19 protein-coding genes are annotated in these 18887 nt (G+C 45.5%); 11 read left to right on the forward strand and 8 right to left on the reverse strand.

The window, feature by feature from the left end:
* The first annotated feature begins 3 nt into the window (after positions 1 to 3).
* Genes RIH33_RS10655 through RIH33_RS10670 form a run of 4 tightly spaced genes read left to right on the forward strand, consistent with a single transcriptional unit; the run spans position 4 to position 6942 of the window.
* Positions 4 to 2112, forward strand: a complete 2109-nt coding sequence (locus RIH33_RS10655; protein ID WP_406654722.1) for an OmpA family protein — start codon at positions 4 to 6, stop codon at positions 2110 to 2112.
* 5 nt (positions 2113 to 2117) lie between these two features.
* Complete coding sequence (locus RIH33_RS10660) at positions 2118 to 3383, forward strand: PKD domain-containing protein (RefSeq protein ID WP_406654723.1); 1266 nt, start codon at positions 2118 to 2120, stop codon at positions 3381 to 3383.
* Positions 3380 to 4348: a hypothetical protein gene (locus RIH33_RS10665; protein ID WP_406654724.1), complete on the forward strand. Its 969-nt coding sequence runs from the start codon at positions 3380 to 3382 to the stop codon at positions 4346 to 4348. The genes RIH33_RS10660 and RIH33_RS10665 overlap by 4 nt, the downstream gene beginning before the upstream one ends.
* 5 nt (positions 4349 to 4353) lie before the next feature.
* Positions 4354 to 6942: a two-component regulator propeller domain-containing protein gene (locus tag RIH33_RS10670; RefSeq protein WP_406654725.1), complete on the forward strand. Its 2589-nt coding sequence runs from the start codon at positions 4354 to 4356 to the stop codon at positions 6940 to 6942.
* 34 nt (positions 6943 to 6976) lie between these two features.
* On the opposite strand, the gene RIH33_RS10675 is transcribed toward RIH33_RS10670, so the two are convergent.
* Positions 6977 to 7441, reverse strand: a complete 465-nt coding sequence (locus RIH33_RS10675) for a DUF6702 family protein (RefSeq protein WP_406654726.1) — start codon at positions 7439 to 7441, stop codon at positions 6977 to 6979.
* A gap of 103 nt (positions 7442 to 7544) precedes the next feature.
* Here RIH33_RS10675 and RIH33_RS10680 point away from each other — a divergent pair, with 103 nt between their 5' ends.
* From RIH33_RS10680 to RIH33_RS10695, 4 genes are all read left to right on the forward strand, one after another.
* Complete coding sequence (locus tag RIH33_RS10680) at positions 7545 to 8159, forward strand: HupE/UreJ family protein (protein ID WP_406654727.1); 615 nt, start codon at positions 7545 to 7547, stop codon at positions 8157 to 8159.
* 100 nt (positions 8160 to 8259) lie between these two features.
* Positions 8260 to 9159, forward strand: coding sequence for a hypothetical protein (locus tag RIH33_RS10685; protein WP_406654728.1), 900 nt, complete (start codon positions 8260 to 8262; stop codon positions 9157 to 9159).
* A gap of 72 nt (positions 9160 to 9231) precedes the next feature.
* Positions 9232 to 9936: a hypothetical protein gene (locus RIH33_RS10690; RefSeq protein WP_406654729.1), complete on the forward strand. Its 705-nt coding sequence runs from the start codon at positions 9232 to 9234 to the stop codon at positions 9934 to 9936.
* Positions 9937 to 10007: 71 nt separating this feature from the next.
* Positions 10008 to 10289: a DUF427 domain-containing protein gene (locus RIH33_RS10695; protein WP_406654730.1), complete on the forward strand. Its 282-nt coding sequence runs from the start codon at positions 10008 to 10010 to the stop codon at positions 10287 to 10289.
* Between the two features lies 1 nt (position 10290).
* Here the strand turns inward: RIH33_RS10695 and RIH33_RS10700 are convergent, their stop codons facing one another.
* Positions 10291 to 10947, reverse strand: a complete 657-nt coding sequence (locus tag RIH33_RS10700) for a LiaF transmembrane domain-containing protein (protein WP_406654731.1) — start codon at positions 10945 to 10947, stop codon at positions 10291 to 10293.
* Between the two features lie 197 nt (positions 10948 to 11144).
* On the opposite strand from RIH33_RS10700, the gene RIH33_RS10705 reads away from it, so the two are divergent.
* A complete protein-coding gene (locus RIH33_RS10705; protein ID WP_406654732.1) occupies positions 11145 to 11531 on the forward strand; it encodes an Hsp20/alpha crystallin family protein in 387 nt (128 codons plus the stop codon).
* A gap of 30 nt (positions 11532 to 11561) precedes the next feature.
* On the opposite strand, the gene RIH33_RS10710 is transcribed toward RIH33_RS10705, so the two are convergent.
* The 6 genes from RIH33_RS10710 to mutY are packed head-to-tail and all read right to left on the reverse strand — an operon-like array spanning position 11562 to position 17688.
* Complete coding sequence (locus RIH33_RS10710; protein ID WP_406654733.1) at positions 11562 to 11996, reverse strand: hypothetical protein; 435 nt, start codon at positions 11994 to 11996, stop codon at positions 11562 to 11564.
* 53 nt (positions 11997 to 12049) lie between these two features.
* Complete coding sequence (gene recG / locus RIH33_RS10715) at positions 12050 to 14143, reverse strand: ATP-dependent DNA helicase RecG (RefSeq protein WP_406654734.1); 2094 nt, start codon at positions 14141 to 14143, stop codon at positions 12050 to 12052.
* A gap of 51 nt (positions 14144 to 14194) precedes the next feature.
* Positions 14195 to 14776 carry a gliding motility lipoprotein GldD gene (gldD, locus tag RIH33_RS10720; RefSeq protein ID WP_406654735.1) on the reverse strand — a complete coding sequence of 194 codons (582 nt, stop codon included), beginning with the start codon at positions 14774 to 14776 and terminating at the stop codon, positions 14195 to 14197.
* 2 nt (positions 14777 to 14778) lie between these two features.
* Positions 14779 to 16140: a gliding motility-associated protein GldE gene (gene gldE, locus RIH33_RS10725; RefSeq protein ID WP_406654736.1), complete on the reverse strand. Its 1362-nt coding sequence runs from the start codon at positions 16138 to 16140 to the stop codon at positions 14779 to 14781.
* Between the two features lie 22 nt (positions 16141 to 16162).
* Complete coding sequence (locus RIH33_RS10730; RefSeq protein ID WP_406654737.1) at positions 16163 to 16618, reverse strand: single-stranded DNA-binding protein; 456 nt, start codon at positions 16616 to 16618, stop codon at positions 16163 to 16165.
* A gap of 14 nt (positions 16619 to 16632) precedes the next feature.
* Complete coding sequence (gene mutY / locus RIH33_RS10735) at positions 16633 to 17688, reverse strand: A/G-specific adenine glycosylase (protein ID WP_406654972.1); 1056 nt, start codon at positions 17686 to 17688, stop codon at positions 16633 to 16635.
* A 104-nt stretch (positions 17689 to 17792) separates the two neighbouring features.
* Between mutY and RIH33_RS10740 the strand changes: the two genes are divergently transcribed.
* Together RIH33_RS10740 and RIH33_RS10745 are read left to right on the forward strand one after the other, a co-directional pair.
* Positions 17793 to 18083: an HU family DNA-binding protein gene (locus RIH33_RS10740; protein ID WP_159582498.1), complete on the forward strand. Its 291-nt coding sequence runs from the start codon at positions 17793 to 17795 to the stop codon at positions 18081 to 18083.
* Positions 18084 to 18089: 6 nt separating this feature from the next.
* The gene (locus RIH33_RS10745; protein WP_406654738.1) at positions 18090 to 18872 is read left to right on the forward strand and encodes a tetratricopeptide repeat protein; all 783 of its coding nucleotides are present in this window, start codon (positions 18090 to 18092) and stop codon (positions 18870 to 18872) included.
* The last annotated feature ends 15 nt before the right edge of the window (positions 18873 to 18887 follow it).

Below are 18887 nucleotides of genomic sequence, written 5' to 3' on the forward strand. Positions count from 1 at the left end.
TTGATGATATTCTGCTCAGTAGTAGCTACTGGTCAGAAGGTCAAACTATTAGATAATTTCTCTGACAAGGAGCAGCGAGCCGAGAATTACTTTGCACAATACAAGTACCGCGAAGCCTCGGAACTTTTCAGTGAGGTCTATCGCAGGGATACGACGCGCAAGGAGATAGCACTTAAGACGGCTGAGTGTTACCGAATGATCAATGATTATCTGGATGCTGAAGTGTGGTACAATACCGGAATAGGCCAGAATGAAGATGTGGACCCGATTTATCTACTGCACTATGCACAGGCGCTCACCAATAATGAGCATTATGATGAAGCAAAAATCTGGTTTCACAAGTATTCTGAAATGAAGGCTCATGATACCCGAGCCCAAAAGAAAATAGCGACCCTGGATCAGCTACACTTTCATTTTAAGGACTCTCAGGCTGTGGTACTAACACCAGTCAACATAAACTCAGATCACGCAGATTGGGCACCTGCGCGATATGGCAATAAGCTGGTGTTTCTTTCGGGGCGGGGCAATAGTGATAAGTTCAAGAATGTGCTTAACTGGAAAGTGGAGAGCTATACTGATATGTACATTACCCATGAAAACGAAGACGGTACAATGACTGAGCCCGAGAAATTTCACCCGGATTTGAACTCAAAGTTTCATGAGGGGCCAATGGTTTTTTACGGGGATCATAATATTATCTTCACCCAGAATGAATCTGATGGACATAAGGGAGATGGCGGACACCTGGTGCTGTATAGCGCCAAACTCGACCCTGAAACCAACGAATTTGAAAACCTGAGAAAATTATCCTTTTGTAAGGGAACTACCTCCTATGCACATCCGGCGATCTCTCCGGATGGTCAGGTGTTATACTTTGCCTCAAACCTTAAGGGAGGCTATGGAAATAGTGACCTCTATAAATCGGAGTGGACCAGCAAAGGTTGGGGTAAACCGATCAACCTGGGACCAGTGATTAACTCGGAGGGGAACGAGTCCTTTCCATACGTGATGAATGAGGATGAGTTGGTATTCTCATCTGATGGCCATGGAGGACTTGGTGGACGGGACCTTTTCAGGGTGGACCTGTCTCAGGAAAACCTTGTGCTTGAGAACCTCGGCTTCCCTTTCAATTCTTCCAAGGATGATTTTGGTTATACCAGTAATGAGCTGGGGAGTGAGGGGTTTTTGACTTCCAATAGAAAGAGAGGTGGAGAAGACGATGATATCTACAAATTTAGGGTGATCTGGGTGGCGATTGAGTTCGTGGTGGTCGATGATGAAACAGGAAGCTTAATAAAGGAGGCAGAGATAAAGGTGTTTAAGGAAGGCAGGCTCACCGATACCAGAGCGACCAATGAGAACGGAATAATGGATTTTGTGGCTATGCCGGGAGAGAAGTATGAATTTGAGGTGATCAAGAAGGGTTATGAATCTCATAAATATCGCCTTGGCACGGTGCTTCAGGATGCAGGCACGCTCAAGGAGGTCGATGTAGTTTTGAAAAGGGACAGGTCTGTGCTCAAGGAGGCAGAAGAAGACACCACAGATTTCAAACGTTACTCCAAATACTATAACAAAGAAAGGCTCGTGCTGACCGTGGGAGATCAGGTTTATGAATACCGTGAGCTAGGTGATTATAAATACCTTGTGGCCGGAGAGGAGAAAATCATGCTTGATAAAATAGCGATGGATGCTGAGATGTCAATGAAGGAGCGGGCCATTGAAGTGGTTACCGCCTCGGGCATGCAGGTGGGTGAGACTTTTGAGCTGAGCAATATTTACTTTGATAGGGATGACGAGAGTTTTATGGAAAAGTACAAACCGCAGTTGGATCAGGCCGTCGCTATTTTGAAAGCCTCTCCCAGAATCAAACTAGAAATTAATGCCTTTTCGGATAGTCGTGGCACAATCGCAGAAAATAACGAACTTACTTTTAAGAGGGCTCAGATGGTGGCTCGCTATTTCATGTCCAAAGGGGTACAGGGCTCCAGATTTTTTATCAATGGCTACGGCGAGCAGGGAATTTTAAATGGCTGCGACAACAATACCAAATGCTCTGAGGTAGAGCATGCCGTCAATAGGAGAGCAGAGTTTAACGTGATTATAAGGTGATAAGTATGAAACGACTCAGGATACTAAGTGTAATATTTTTAACCATGATGATCATGGTGATGAATACCTCAGCACAGGACTGTGGAGCAGAGCGGTTTTATATTTCAGGTGGAAAGGCGTGCACGGATTATATCGAGCCTCTCAAATGCATTAACCTGGACATTACGCAATCATATGACTTTGATGGGTTGGAGATGGAGTTCATGTGGAAAATGGGCGACGGGCAAACCCAGGAGGGACTGGAAATTAAGCATTGCTACCAAAAGCCTGGGAAATACGAGGCTTCTCTCACAGTGACTGATTTGGTGACAAAGGTGGTGATGGAGGATGAATTGCAGGTGGATGTTTTCATTCGGGGAGAGTTCTCATTGGGCTTCAATGAGATGGAACCAAAGGCTGGAGCGGCATTTGTACCGGATTATACCTTGAGTTTTCCAGACAACTTTACACCGACAAATTATTTCTGGTCGCTCGGAGACGGGCGTTTTGAATGTGGAACGCAGCCAGAAGTTGTCTATTATTCGGCGAACAGATTTCCCCTGATTTTAAATGTTGAATTGGTGGACAAAACAGATACTGTATACATGTGCGCTCAGAAGCTTCTGGATGTGAAACTTCCCGACCCCACGGGAGGCGATCTGGAAGCCTACTTTGATCAGTTAAAAGTGAGTTCAAGGTTTCTGCAGGGCAGTTCGAAATATCAAATACTGGAGAACCTCAATGGGGTCTACAATCAGGTAAATGCGATGGATTCAATGAAAGTGGGTCCTGTTTACAGCCTGCTGGTCTTCAAGGGAAACTTCCTGATAGAGTCGGACCCGTTCAGGGTAGGAAGCAGTGATACCAACTTGCAGAAGTACGAAGCCCTGAAGGCAGCCGCCCAAACCATTTTAAGCAAAAAGCCTACGATGTTCAAGCCGGTTATTTTTGAACTCAACGCCACGGAATTCTCCAAAAAGGTAAAAAAATCTATCAACGCTAATGTCCTCCTTCTACAGAAGTATTCATTCCTTCAGGTGCTCATAGGGTCATACACCCATACCGGCGGAAGCTATTCGCGCAACATCACTCTCTCTAATAATAGAACCGGGGAGGTTAGAGATTATATGGTAGAAGCAGGCATCGAGGCTTCCAGACTCATTCCGGCAGACCCATCAGACCAACGCGCGCTGATCAACACCTGCGTGACCAAGGGATGCGACTATGAAGATGAATCACTCAACAGAAGGACAGATTTTAAAATTATGGGTTTAAACGTGGAAGGAGAATGAAGAGCGGCTATGTATATGTATTGTTTTTACTGGGGATCACTTCATGCTTTGATCTTCAGGCGCAGCGCGTGCCCAATGAAGTAGAGAAGGTCGACTTTTTGGTTACGTTTAGCAAAGAATCGCCCCTGTCCTGGGGAGACGACGACTACACACAGACATTTTTCTTTGTGGTGCCTTATACTTTTACGGAGCCTGTTTACCTGAGGGTGTTTGACCCGGATGTGGGAGGTAAATTCGATGAGCCCAAAGGGGCTTTTAACTCCATCACTAAATTTTCAATTTATGGGGGTGAGCGGGCGCATACCGAACCGGATGCTCAGGAAATCGACCCCATTGGAAACTTCAAAAGTGGCACCCTGCTGGCTACCAAGTCTTTTAGGAATGAGGTACGATATGATGCAGACTGGTATACTTTCGGGCCATTCAATCCTACCCAGGGAGAGAATGATCCTGCTATGAACGGGCGCGTATTTAAAGTGATCTGTGAAGGAGCCAAAGGAGATGACGGAAACCTTTACCGCTACTTTTTTAGTCTGAGTCCCACGGAGAATATCCCGGTGGAAGGTGCGAATGCCTTTACTTATGAGTATTCTTTCAGGCTCCCACAGGAGGAGCGAATCATTGCTCATATTTATCCTTTTGTGGACGAGGATGTTATTTCAATTACCCAGCACAATTTTGATTTTGACTATGATGGTGAGATCGTATTGTATTCGGTGGCCAAAAACAGGCACAAAATGGCGAGATCACCCAACCTGGGGTGGGCCCACAGCACCCACGATATTTCTAAGGAGGAACAAAACACCACCATCGATATCCAGATCCTTAAGCATGGCCGGGTGAACAATGACATGGTTTTTTATCTCAGAAATCAGTACGACAAGGCCATTCCTTTCTTTACCATACCAATTGGAGGAGCTCCAAAATACAGATACAAAGTCAACCTTTCCTACATCAAAGACTAGCTACTATGAGACAAGTTTTTTTACTGCTATTCTCACTTCTTGTGAGTACCAATGCTATTGCCAATTTTTTCGACACCCGCGTTTTTTCAGCCGAGGACGGCTTATCTGGCGCTTATATTTATTCTTTGACTCAGGATCGTGATGGATTTTTGTGGATCGGCACAGAGAACGGTATTTATCGGTACGACGGTCAGGAATTCAAAGGGTATCTGGAAAAGGATTCTCTGCCAGATGCGTATACGGCTTCTTATGTCAGTCCAAACGATGGTTATCTCTATTTCGGACAAAGTAAGGGGGCTATAATCAAATGGGATGGCAGATCTTTTATAGAGGTGGCACCCGCGAGTAATACTGCTAGCGGAATCAAGGCGATTTGCGAAGCATCTGATCTGACCATGTGGTTTCTCACTCAAAACAATGGGTTGATCAGTAAGAAGTCTAATGGGGATGAAGTCACCGTTCACACTAATCCTGAATTAGCCGGCCTCATTGCATACTCAATGACCATTTTCAATGATATTCTATACATCGGAACCTCTGATGGGCTTTTTAAATTCGACATTGCCAGCGGAACCCCGCAGGCCATTGGATCTGTTGAGGAGTTGGACTATGTCACTGTACGCTCAATACAGCCCAGAAGGTTTTCAAAGGGATTCTGGGTAGGGACCGAAGGAAATGGCCTGTATTTGCTCAATGCCTCAGGAGACAGAAGTGGAAAGCATAAGGATATTTGTATCAGAACCCAGATTCTGCAGACCGAGAGCATAGTGGCCATTGGGGAAACAGAGGAGCGTGATTTGTGGCTTGGCACATCTTATCGGGGACTCTACAAAATTAACTTCAACTACGAGAACTCCCTGCCGGCACTATATAGCCATTTCAATACCAAGACACGATTTCCCGGAAATCAGATAGGAGCGATACTGGTGGACAATGAAGAAACAGCCTGGGCCGGAACCCTGGGTGATGGCATGGCTCAGTTGGTGGAAAAGTCACTACATTATTTTTCTTTCAAGCAACTTGGTGTAACCAGTGTGAATGCGACGATCCAAAACAGAAAGCATGAAATGTTTTTTGGAACAGATCAGGGGATGGTCAAAGGCTACTACGGTGGACAGTCCGATAGCCTGAGATTCCAAATGCTGGGTGGAGAGATGGCCAATACTCCTATTACTTCTCTGTCGTATGCGCAGGACAGCTCCTTCATTATTGGCACAAAAAACAAGGGTGTTTTTCTGGCCGACGAAGAAATGAAAAATATCCGTCCCTTACCAATCGACGTGAACTATGCTAGCTCACCCATAAGGGCCATAGAGGTGGACTTGTTTGGGAATATATGGGTGTCCATTTCAGGAAATGGAATATTCAAGTTTGATAAAAAGGGGATTTTTCAGATCCAGTATGCAACGACCACCGGTTTCTACCACAATGAAGTCTATGCACTTCTGGCGGATAGAGAAGGAAATGTCTGGACTGGTGCACATTCTTCCGGACTCGCTGTGATCAAGGTCAATGGGTCTGTTGATCTCCTAACTAAGGAAAAGATTTTCCCATCGCGGGAGATCAATGACATCACCATGGATCGCTCCGGAAATATCTGGATTGCTACCTATGGAAACGGGTTGTTTGAGTATGATGGAGAAAATTTTGTGAGATTTAACCAGGACAACGGCCTGATGTCTGATTATTGTAGCTCAGTTATCGCAGATCAGGATGATCATATCTGGGTAGGTCATCGAAAAGGGATGAGCCGAGTGGACGAGTCTGACCTTTCGATCTCTCAGATCACTAAGAAGCAAGGGCTTCAGGAGGTTGATTTCCTGATGGGCAGCGCTTTTGCTGATTGGGACCATAACTTGTGGATTGGGAACCTGAATGGCGTCACTTTTCTATCGCTCCCTCATAAGAAGTTCACTTACAGGCAGCTGAAGACTGAGATTACCAACATCCGGCTGTTCTATGAGGAAATAGACATGGCGTCATTCACCTCAGAACCAATTAATAGCACAACTATTCCAGACGGGCTGGAGTTCAATTATGATCAAAATGAACTGACATTTGACTACATCGCGATCAACCTGCGAGAGCCTGCTGAAAACCTGTATGAATATAGACTGATTGGTTATGATTCAGAGTGGTCACCACCCACGTCACAGACCAATATGACCTATACCAACCTCGATCCGGGAGAATATACATTTGAGGTAAGACATTCTAATCACCGGGAATTCTGGAGTGAAGACAATATATATTCAGCCTCATTTATAGTGAACCTGCCATACTGGGAAACCTGGTGGTTTTCCTCTGGAGAAATCGCCTTTCTGGTGCTGCTCGTTGCGATGACATTCGTCTTTAGTAAAAATACCAGCAATCGATTTTTGATCAAGTTTATGATCTACGTAAGCCTCTTTATCACCTTTGAATATATTCACACTCAGCTGGAGCCATATCTGGAGCATTATGCTGGTGGGGCACCCATTTTTCAGGTACTGATGCACACCATATTGGGTCTTATTTTGTTTCCAGTGGAAACCATTGTTTCCAAGTTTATCTATAAGCGCAGTGGAGCTGTGCAAGGTGAGGAAGAGGTATAAAAAAAAGAGGATTGACTTGCCTCTGGCTGACGGGTTATTCTAAGTTGAAACTTGCTGATCGGGTGTCAGCGTCGAGCAGGAAGCTTTTTTTCAGGTCACCTGATTTGATATGAACCAGGTTTTTTTGATCGTCAAATTGATCAAGAAGGACAGAGTTATGCACGTCCAGCAGCCCGGGGCCCTTTAGATAGGTAACCTCCAGATAGCACCAGATCAGATCGTCTTCTACCTCGAAGCGAAGGAATGTACAGTTCATATTCTCTCCATTCACACGGAGAGAGAGGTTTTTGAGAAAATAGGATTTCAACCCACTCATCACCGGCAATGAGTCCTCAAATACATTGAGTGACGGGTTTGCTGTATGTGCTCTCAAGGCCAACTCCAGGTCCTCAGCAAACAGGCGGTGTGTGATTTGAATGGTGGTAGCCTCTGGATCTACCACTATTTCACAAACGCTGACATGATAAGGGTGGAGCAGGAGCCAAAGGATCAGGTACATTTTTGGAATTGGTCAGTTTTAAAAAAGCAGGGTTTCTTTCATCAAAGTAAATGAAAATGCATTTGACAGTAACCATTCATCAAATTTTCGAAGGCCAGACCTGATGAAATCTGCCATGTTCAATACTTTCGCATTTCATATGTCAGAGTTTCAGATTTATTACGACTTAGGGCTGCATCACATTTTGGATAAAAATGGATACGATCACATCATTTTTGTGATTGCCCTTTGTGCGCTTTACCAGGCCGACGATTGGAAGAGTGTCCTTACGCTCGTCACATCCTTTACGCTTGGTCACTCCATTACACTGGCACTGGCCACTTTTTCCATTGTGGAGGTAGATCCCGACCTGATCGAATTTCTGATCCCGATCACCATTTTCATTACGGCAGTTTTCAACTTGTTTACCCGCTCAGAAAACACACACGTGAGCATCCGGAATTATTTTTTCGCGGGTTTTTTCGGACTGATTCACGGTCTGGGATTTTCTAACTACCTCAAAACCCTGTTGGGAAAGGATGAAAGCATCATCACCCAACTTTTTGCATTCAACATTGGTTTAGAGGTTGGGCAATTAATTATTGTAGCATCGCTATTGGTAGTTGGCTTTGTGCTGGTGAGCATGGCCGGGGTGAGCAGGAGAGATTGGAAGATGGTCATTAGTGCAGCAGTGGCCGGCATCTCTCTGGTGCTTATTATAGAATCGAATTATTTATAGTTGAGAAATTCCTGCCAAAATTTGGAGCCTGAGCGAAACAGATGAGACAAAGCGCTTTACTAAAGAAAAAAAGTTGTTAGCTTGAAGTATAACCCATTTAATGAAACAGCAGATGTGGAGATCAATAACAATTCCTTCCCTCGAATCAGCGTACGGTCACGAGTTAAAAATTTCGAAGAAAAGACAGGCAAGCAGGCTTTTCTATGCCTTTATTATCTCCCTGGCTATATTGGTATCATGCAAACCTGCTGATAAAGCAGGTTTTGGTGATGATGCCAGCGGGGAGCCCACGGAGATTGTGGTCTACAATAATCCTCCTGCGGACGGTTTCGATATTGAGGGTTCTACTCCTCATGCCATTGTCATGGCCGATCAGATCATGAATGCCATGGGTGGTCGGGAGAAATGGGATCAGACCAATGTGATATCCTGGAATTTTCTGGGAGTAAGAACTTTGCTTTGGGACAAGGCCAATAACAAGGTTCGTATAGATATCCCCTCCAGTAAAATGGTGATTGCACTGGATTTGAATGACATGACTGGGAGTGTATGGAAGGATAAAGTCAAGTACATGCAACCGGATTCCATCAGTAAGTACCTGGAGCAGGGCCGCAAAATGTGGATCAATGATTCATATTGGTTGGTGATGCCTTTCAAATTAAAGGATTCCGGCGTGACACTCACCTATGTGGGTGAAGACACCACCCGGCAGGGAGCTCGGGCAGATGTACTGAGACTCACTTTCAAAAATGTGGGCGTTACGCCAGACAATGCCTATGACGTGTGGGTCGACTTTGATACCCGCCTGATTCAGCAGTGGGCATATTACAAAGAGGCCACACAGGAAGAACCTAATTTTGTGCTGCCGTGGACTGACTATAAAGACTATGACGGACTGTTGCTATCAGGCGAGCGCGGAGACAGGGACCTTACGGAGATCAAAGTGTTAAAGACAGTACCCAAAGGAGCTTTTGACAACCCGGACCCACTGACACTGTAAATAATTGCCAAAACATTTCGTTCATAGGGGTGGTCATCATTGACGGCCCTTTGTTTCATCAGGAATCATAAAATGATCAGACAGTTTTTCATCTTTATTCTGCTACTTGTTTCTCAGGCTTCAATGGCCCAGGAGGCCAGGGAAATTTTACGAAAGCACTTCAAGGCTCATGGTCAGGACCTGTGGAAGGAAATGAATAGTGTGATTGTGGATGGCAAGTGGGTAGATGAGGATTATCACTCGTATCCGATGAAGCTCACCTATAAATATCCAGGTAAAATCCGCCTGGAGGGAACTTACGAAAACAAACGCTACGCAGAGGCTACCAATGGCGAGCTCTCCTGGATCGTTGCACCATGGAAGTCACGCTACGAAGTGCAGCAGATGGGCACGTCAGAGGAGATCGTTATTAAAAACAGTTTTTCCAGGGGCAGCCCCCTCGATCCACTCAGAGATCACCTCAGCTTTTTGGGTCTTTCGGATATAGAAGGGGTGCTCTATTTTACATTTCTCATGGACGAGGCCTCTTATCGGCGGACATTTTATATCGACCAGAAGAACTATAGGCTCTATTATGAAAAAATAGAATCGAAATTTGATGGCACACCCGTGAGTATATTAAAAACCATCGAGAAGTATAAACTGTACAATGGGCTCCTTGTCCCCACAGCAGTTTATTTTAAGGGAGAGGATTTCGAAAGGGAGCTGGTATTTGACGAGATCTATGTAGGAATGGGCGCCAATGATGATTTGTTCGAAATGCCCAATGGTCAATGACGCGACATCTGTGACTGCTTGTGCAAACCTTGTTTGAGCGTCCGGGGTTAACTCATGAAAAGGACTAAAAGATGAAAGCATTTTGGAACGGGCAGCTCATTGCTGAGAGCAACGAAACAGTGGTGGTAGAGAATAATCACTACTTTCCTTCATCGGCCATTAAACAGACGTTTTTCAAGCCAAGCAATACCCACACAGTATGTCCATGGAAAGGTACTGCCAGCTATTACACACTGGAGGTAGATGGAAAGACAAATACGGATGCGGCCTGGTATTATCCGGAAACGAGCGAACTGGCAAAGCACATTAAAGGCTATGTGGCTTTCTGGAAAGGAGTGGAAGTAAAGGAGTAAACTACTTGGAGCTTTTGAGAGTACCCCCACCAAAGATCGTGATCCCTTTGATATAGACCATAGCGGGGTCTTTGTGTGATGAAGCCTCTCGTTTGTCGTCGAACCCACCAAAAATGGCCGTAGTATCTACGGAAATGTTCCATTCTTTGGGCACAATCAGGTCGCATCCGCCAAAAAGAGTTAAAACTTCAATAACCACCACACTTTCGGGTTGGCAATCGCGCAGGTCGATTTCTGATCCGCCAAAGATGTTGGTGATTTTCCCTCCTTTGAGGGACGAGCTGGTATACTTTTTTGTGCTTCCGCCAAAAATGTTGATTTCATCAAAGGAATCATCGGATGTGGCAGTGACCTGTGGTTGGAGTCGTTTACGCAGCAGCATGGAGAGGCCAATAACCACCAAAATCAATGGCCAGTAATCTCTCAGGCGTATATCGGTATACTGCTGGAGCATAAAGAAGCTCCAAAGCACGCCAAATAATAATGCGCCACGAAAATTCCCAGAGAATAAGTTGGCAATGGCCAGAAGCAGGAAAATGTTGATCCAGGAAAAAACGTAACCCGGTAGCCCGCTGATCACACCAAGGTTGTTCAGAAGTAAAACCAGCCCGATCAGCACCAGGAGCAACCCGAAAAGAGGACGTTTTTGCGAATTCATTTTTGCCATTGTTTAGACAAAAGAGGGGTTTTTTTAAGTAGAAAAATAGTGAAAGGGAATGAAATTCACGTTGATCCCCTGACCTAGGAATGACAAAATGACTGTTTAGAACACAACATAGTCAAACTGACATAGTTATTAGAATGAAACACGCCTGGTATGGCTATTGCTAAAACCAGGGCAAACGGAGACAGATTATGCGAGTAGAAGATAGAATGTTAATTAAAAACCTGGCGCATACAGCAGAGATCATCAATACCATCAATGGTGGGATGACAGAGCCTAGAATCAAAATTGATAAGAAAGAAACCGAATGGACCGTGAAGGTAAAGGTGCCTGGTGTGAGTGCCGAGCACTTAAAAATTGAGGTGCGCGATTATGAGATGTTTTTGTTTCATATCATTTCTGAGGAGACAACGGCCGATATAGAGTTACCCTATTTGCTCTCAGCGATAAAGCTCACAAATCAGGTAGATTTTGATAGGATCATGGCTGAGTATGCGGCAGGAGAGCTCTTTATCCACTTGCCTCTGGATGAAACAGCCAGCGGTTACGAGCGGGACATTGAGATTTTTAAAAAATAGAAGCTGGCCGCATTTAATGGTTAGGTAGCTTCAGGGGGAGCCTTCAATGAGTCTGAGTGTCAGCAGTAATAGCTCCTCCTTTTTGAGTTTTTTGATGACCTCCTTTTTCTTGTCCGATTCAGAGAGGAGGATTTTCAGGTCCTCGGGTCCAAAGTAAACTTCCAGGATAGATTCCTTGCCGGTGGGCATTCCGAATATTTCAAGCTCCTCAATAGCAGAGTTAAAGATTTCTTTGCCTTTGCGCTTACAGGACTCTACCGGCTTATACTGGGAATTGGAGTCACGCAGTGCCCAGCTGCTATAGTCAATTTTCAGGCCCTCAATATGGGCTATTCTGGAGTCGGATTTTCCAAACACCCGCTCCAGGGCAGAGATTGCCGAACTTTTCCATGCTTCCAAATCAAAATCGGAAACGTCCAGTTTTTCAACCTGACTTTTAAGTAATTGAATGTATTTTGTTTTCATGGCTGATATGGAAGTTACTGATTTCCTTAGTAATCCACTCACCTCATGCCGCTTTAGCTAATTCTACTCCAGTTAACGGTGCTTTTTCTCTGAGCTGCCACCTGTTTTCTGATCAGCGCGTTTTTGGGATCTTTCAGATCCGGATCGGCATTGAGTACCTCTGTTGCCACGGACCTGGCCAGTTTCAGGATCTCCGTATCCTTCCCCAAATCAGCAATCATCAGGTCCATGAGCCCGCTTTGTTGTGTGCCCATCAGGTCACCCGGCCCACGAATTTTTAAATCCACTTCGGCTATTTTAAAACCGTCCGTCGTGTCCACCATGGTTTGTACCCTCAACTTGGCCTCTGAGGTGAGCTTGTTGCCGGTCATTAGGATACAATACGACTGGTCAGCTCCCCGACCCACCCGTCCCCTGAGCTGATGAAGCTGGGAGAGCCCGAAACGCTCGGCATTTTCGATTACCATCACAGAGGCATTGGGCACATTCACACCTACTTCGATCACAGTGGTGGCCACCATAATTTTGGTTTCTCCCTTTACGAAGCGTTGCATTTCCCACTCCTTGTCGTCAGCCTTCATTTTGCCATGTACGATAGAAATGGGATAGTCCGGAAACCGCCGACTTACGCTTTCATAGCCGTCCATCAGGTCTTTATAATCCAGAGTAGCCGATTCTTCTATTAGGGGATATACCACATAGACCTGGCGACCTTTCTGGATCTCTTTTTCCATAAAGCTGAACATCTTCAGCCGGTGGCTGTCCCGCATGTGGTGTGTTTGGATAGGCTTTCTGCCAGCGGGTAACTCATCAATCACCGAAATGTCCAGATCACCATACAGGGTCATGGCCAAGGTGCGTGGGATAGGTGTGGCAGTCATCACCAGCACGTGTGGATAAGCTTTTTGACCCTTTTTCCAGAGCTGAGCACGCTGAGCCACCCCAAAGCGATGCTGCTCATCGATCACTGCCAGCCCGAGGTTTTTGAATTTCACTTTGTCTTCCAGCAAAGCGTGAGTCCCCACGATAATGGGCAAATCTCCGGATTGAAGCATTTCATCGATTACCCTTCGTTCAGATTTTTTACTGGAGCCGGTCAGTCGCCCAATGTGAATACCCAAAAGGTCAGCATATTCCTTCAGTCCGTTGTAGTGCTGCTCCGCCAGAATTTCCGTGGGTGCCATGAATGCGGTCTGCGTACCATTGCTGATCGCAATCAAGATGCTTAGAAAGGCCACCATGGTTTTTCCGCTGCCCACATCTCCCTGCACCAGCCTGTTCATTTGCTTACCGGAGCGGAAGTCCTGATAAATTTCTTTCACCACTTTCTTCTGGGCTCCCGTGAGCTCAAAGGGCAAATGATTTTTGTAATACTCATTAAGCAATTCGCTATTGTCAAACCGAATGCCCGGAAAACTTTCAATTCGGGTGATCTTGAGCTTGAGGAGGCGTAGCTGGATGTAAAAGAGCTCCTCAAACTTCAGCCGATATTGCGCTTTCTGAAGTTCCTGGGTGTTTCTGGGAAAGTGTATTTGCACCAGCGCTGATTTTTTATCCATCAGCCGATACTGTTGGATGATACTCGGAGGCAGCGTTTCGTTGATGTGATTCACCGCCTCTATAAGCAGCATTTTCATCATTTTGCTGATGGCCTTGCTGTCTATGAACCGGCGTTTAAGTTTTTCTGTGGTGGTGTACACCGGATGGAGGTAACTGCCCTGTTTGCTTTTTTCAGTCAGGGGCTCCACTTCGGGGTGGGCGATATTGTACTTACTTCCAAAGCGAGTGGGCTTTCCGAATACAATGTAGGGGATCCCTACCCCTACCCGGCTTTTGACCCATTTGACTCCCTGAAACCAAACCAGCTCGATGATGCCGGTTTCGTCGGCAAACTGACCCACCAGACGTTGTTTACTGCCTACACCCACTGTTTGGAAAGAAACAAACTTGCCGATGATCTGAATGTATGCCTGGTCTTCACGTACCTGATTGATTTTGTAAAACTGTGTCCGGTCTTCATACCGAAACGGGTAATACTGGAGGAGGTCGGCAAAGGTGAAAATTTCCAGTTCTTTTTTGAGTAGCTCGGCCTTTTGGGGGCCCACGCCTTTCAGAAATTCAATACTTCGCTCAAAAAAAGAGGTCATTGGCAGAGGTTTCCGCTAATTTATAAAAGAAGGGTTAAGAATCGGTATGGATTAATCATTCCACTCCAGCGTCTCCAGCAGGTGCAGAGCATCTTCCTTCAAATAACGGATAACCGGAGCCAGGGAATCGTTCTTGGTGGCCGTCTTGAAGTAGAGTGCTCCCCGCAGGAAGTGCGCGGTGCTGTCAGAAACGTGAAACTGCAACTGGGTAGGTACTTCGCCTTCCAGCTCCGTAAAGGAAGCAAAGTCTCCATTGGGTAATTCGAGCACTTTTTCATCTATGGCGTAGGCCTTTACATTGTGCTGAGAAGTGAGCTTGTACGAATCGCTCAGATACTCCTGCATCAGTTCTGCTTTATTTTTGATCGGCTTGTAGGTGAGCTGGATATTGGCATCCATGGCCGGATAGAATATATCAATCCAATAGCGCTCAGTAATCCATGAACTGTCCTTCAGGATTTTGGCGTGTTTCGAGTACTCAAACTGATAGGGAAAACTATCGGCAAGTGCCGTGTACTCATGAGCTGGCAGATCGATGCGGTTATATCCCTTTGGTTTAGGCAGATAGGGGTTCTGTCCGCAGGACCATATCAAAATGGGAACAAGAAGTAAAATAGGAATTCTAATTATCATGCTCAGTCCTCAAAATCTTTGATCTGATCGGAATGTTCGGGGTTGATGTACACCCGCACTCGCTTTATTCGCTTCTGATCCACCGCCACTACGGTAAACAGAAACTGCTGAAACGTAATTTTTTCACCGGCCGGAGGCAACTTGGTATTGAGTTCGAGGAGAAGGCCACCGAGTGACTCACTTTCTCGCTTCACTTTCTCAAATACGTCGGAATCCACACCGGCAATCTTACAAAAGTCGTTGAGCGATGTTTTACCTTCAAAAATGTACGTATTGGCGTCAAGTTTATTGTAGGCTATTTCATTTTCCTCATCAAACTCATCATTGATCTCGCCCACTATTTCTTCGATTACATCTTCCAGGGTGATGAGCCCGGAGGTGCCACCATACTCATCTACGATGATGGCCATATGCACTTGCTTCTCCTGAAAATCCCGGAACAGGTCATCTATTTTTTTGCTCTCAGGTACAAAAAACCCCGGCCTGAGGAGTGTTTGCCATTTGAACTCTTCTTTTTTATCCAAATGAGGGAGCAGGTCTTTGATATAGAGAATTCCTTCAATCTTATCGACCGTTTCGGCATAGACGGGAATCCGCGAATAGCCCGTTTTATTCACCTTATCCATAAGGTCATGGAAGTCGGTGTCGACATCCAGCGCGGTGATGTCAATCCTGGATTTCATGATCTGCCGCACCGAAAGAGTACTGAAGTTTACAATACCCTTAAGTATGCCTTTTTCCTCATCACTCACTTCTTTGTCTGCCGTGATTTCCAGGGCCTGGTTGATTTGGTCTACGGACAGGTTGTAACCTTTCTTTTGAATCCGGCTTTCAATGATGTTGCTAAGGGCCATCAAAAACCAGGAAATCGGACGCAGGATTTTGTCTGCGAATGTCAGCAAGGGGGCCGTCATTCTCGCAAAACTCAGGTTGTTGTGGTTGGCATATACTTTGGGCACGATCTCCCCAAAAAAGATGATCATCACAGTAATGCTCACAGTGAGTACCACGATGATGATACCGCCGGCATCTTTACTGCCCACAATCTTCCAGGTGGCAAAAGTGGAAATGGTGACGATGAAAATATTTGCCAGGTTATTCAGGATAAGAATAGTGGCGAGTAGGCGCTTGGGATCCAGTACCAGATTGGAAATGTACTTATCGTTCTTGTTGCCGGATGTCTTGGCATCCTGGATTTGATCGTGGCTGAGTGAAAAAAAGGCCACTTCAGATCCGGAGATCAACCCCGAAAGAAGAAGGAGCAACAATATCCCAATTCCGTTGATCAAAAAGAACGAAAGAGGGAGCTGTGTGATTGCCAGAAAAAGTGCCGAGGGATAAGGGTCGTCTAATGCAGTCTCCAAGGAGATGTCTTTAAGTTAAACATTAGAAGGGGAGGTCATCTGTAACACCCTCTTCCATGGGGCTGCCGCCAGTGCTTTGGGTAGACGCTGATGGCTGCTCCTCATATTGCTGCGAAGTGTTCCCCGATCCACCGGTAGATCCACCAGACCTGCTACCCAGCATGGTCATATTGTCACCCACCACTTCTGTGGTGTAACGGGTTACTCCGTCTTTTTCCCATGATCGGGTTCTTAGTTTGCCTTCTACATAGACCTGATCACCTTTTTTCAGGTACTTTTCCGCTACTTCAGCCAAACCTCTCCAAAGCACAATGTTATGCCATTCGGTTTGTTCGCGTCTTTCTCCTGTAGTTCGATCCTTGTAGGTCTCGGAAGTGGCAATGGAAAAGCTCGCTACCACAGCACCACTTTCCAGATGTCTCACCTCAGGGTCTTTGCCCAAATTTCCTACAAGAATTACTTTGTTTACTCCAGCCATAAAATAAAAATAACTTAAAAACCCGCTTGTTGCAAGTGGTTGACGATCACTTTTGGTCGGGGCAAAGTTAACACTTCTTCCCAGCTATACAGATTTAAACCTAAATCTTTACTGAGCATACGGAATGTCTCATTCATCGTTACCTCAATGTGGTAAAAAGTGACCCACAGCTTTCTGTGGGTGAGAATATGCTGAACGGGCTCAAACTTTTGTTGAACCCTTACGTGGGGGTACTTAGATAAAAAACGTGTGATTTTTTCCTCTCCCTGATCCTGCTCATGGGTGATGTTATGAAACTCAAAAAGGCCGGTCCAGATACTTTCAGTTCTTTGTCGCATGAGTGTGGCCCCCTCGTGCTGAAAGATGAGGTAGGAAAAAAACACCTCCCTGGATTTCACTTTTTTGGTTTTGACGGGCAGCACTTGCTGTTTTTGGTGCTTGTAGGCATAGCATGAAAGCCTGAAAAGACAGCTTTCACAGTCAGGGCTGGGTTTGCACACTGTAGCGCCATACTCCATCATTGCCTGATTGAAGGTACCCGGATCCTCCACGGAAATCAGGTCTTCAAGGATTTCCATAAAAAACCTGCGGTTTTTTTGGTCGGCAATATCTTTTTCCACCCCAAAGTATCGCGAAACAAACCGGAAGACGTTTCCATCAACGACCGGAGTAGCCTCACCAAACGCCATGGAGGCAATGGCCGCGGCGGTGTATGGACCCACTCCCTTGAGCTTTAGCAGTTCAGAATAGGTGGAGGGAAAGTTCCCCGCGAGATCAGCATTGATGCGTTGAGCGGTTTCATGAAGATTTCGGGCGCGGGAGTAGTAGCCAAGACCCTCCCAGGTTTTCATAACGGTTTGACTCGGGGCTTCCGCCAGGTCTCGCACTGTGGGAAACAAAGAAACGAAACGATTGTAGTATGGAAGACCCTGGTCAATGCGAGTTTGTTGAAGGATAATTTCGGATAGCCAAATTTTATACGGATCATTGCTCCTCCTCCAGGGGAGGTCTCGCTTAACTATTGAGTACCAACTAATTAGCGATTTGGTAAAACTGTGAGGAGTGTTGATAAAGTATTTGGTTTAAATATGGATTTTAGTTTTTTATTTACGGGGACCAAAATTAAATTTGACCGCTCAAAAATGATCGAAACATCAATTAAACGACAATTATAGTGACTAAAGCCGATGTTATAAACGAAATATCTGACAAAACAGGAATTGATAAAGCTGATGTTCAGGTGACAGTAGAAGCATTTTTCACCGTGGTGAAAAACTCTATGGCAGAAGGGGAAAATATATACGTAAGAGGCTTTGGGAGCTTTGTGAATAAGAAAAGGGCAAAAAAGATTGCCAGAAATATTTCCAAAAACACCGCCATCGTCATAGATGAGCATCACGTACCCAGCTTCAAGCCTTCTAAGATTTTCACCGAGAAAATCAAGAGCAGCAAAAAGTTGAAATAGCGCTAAATGAACCGACAGCAGATATTTTTGATTGCGGCGGGGGTGTTGGCTGTTGTGCTGATTTATCAACTGCCAAGGGTGGTGGTGGAGAATGAGACAGGGGTGGAGGTGAAGCCTCACGACTTTTCGATCTCCACTGAAGATCAAAGCCTGCTTATGTCTCTCAGACAGCAACTTAACGCTGTTTCAGAAATAAAAAAAAGTGTTAACTTTGCGGACTCTTTGGCTAAGCTGTACCTGAAGTATCAGATGGTAGACAGTGCTGACAGTTATGCAGCACTAATTCTTACTTTGGATACAGGGAAAAGCTCCAGACTGAAGGCTGCGATGATTTATTATCAGGCTTTTCAGATGAGCACCGAACCGGAAAAGGCAATGGTGCACGCTCAGAAGGCTCAGGAGTTGTTTCAGGATTTGCTGGTAGAAGACCCGCAAAACAGTACTTTGAAGAATAAGTTGGCAATGACCCTGATGGTCACAGAAACGCCCATGGCGGGAGTGCAACTACTCAGAGAAGTGCTGGAAGACGAACCGGATAACAGGGAAACCATTCTTAATCTCGGTTTGCTCGCGATCAGGTCAGGTCAGTTTGATCGGGCAAAGGAGCGTTTTGAAAAGCTCCTGGAAATGGATTCGACAGATGATGAATCGTTGTTTTATTACGGCGTGGTTCTGTCTGAGTCAGGAGACACGGAAGCAGCGAAGGCCGTTTTCGGAAAACTAATGAATAAAGCAGATGCAGATCCGGCGTTGAAAGCCACCGCATCTTCTTATATAGAAGAACTTTAGAATATTTAAGTAACT

The organism is Marinoscillum sp., assembly GCF_040222955.1.
Taxonomy (GTDB): Bacteria; Bacteroidota; Bacteroidia; order Cytophagales; family Cyclobacteriaceae; genus Marinoscillum.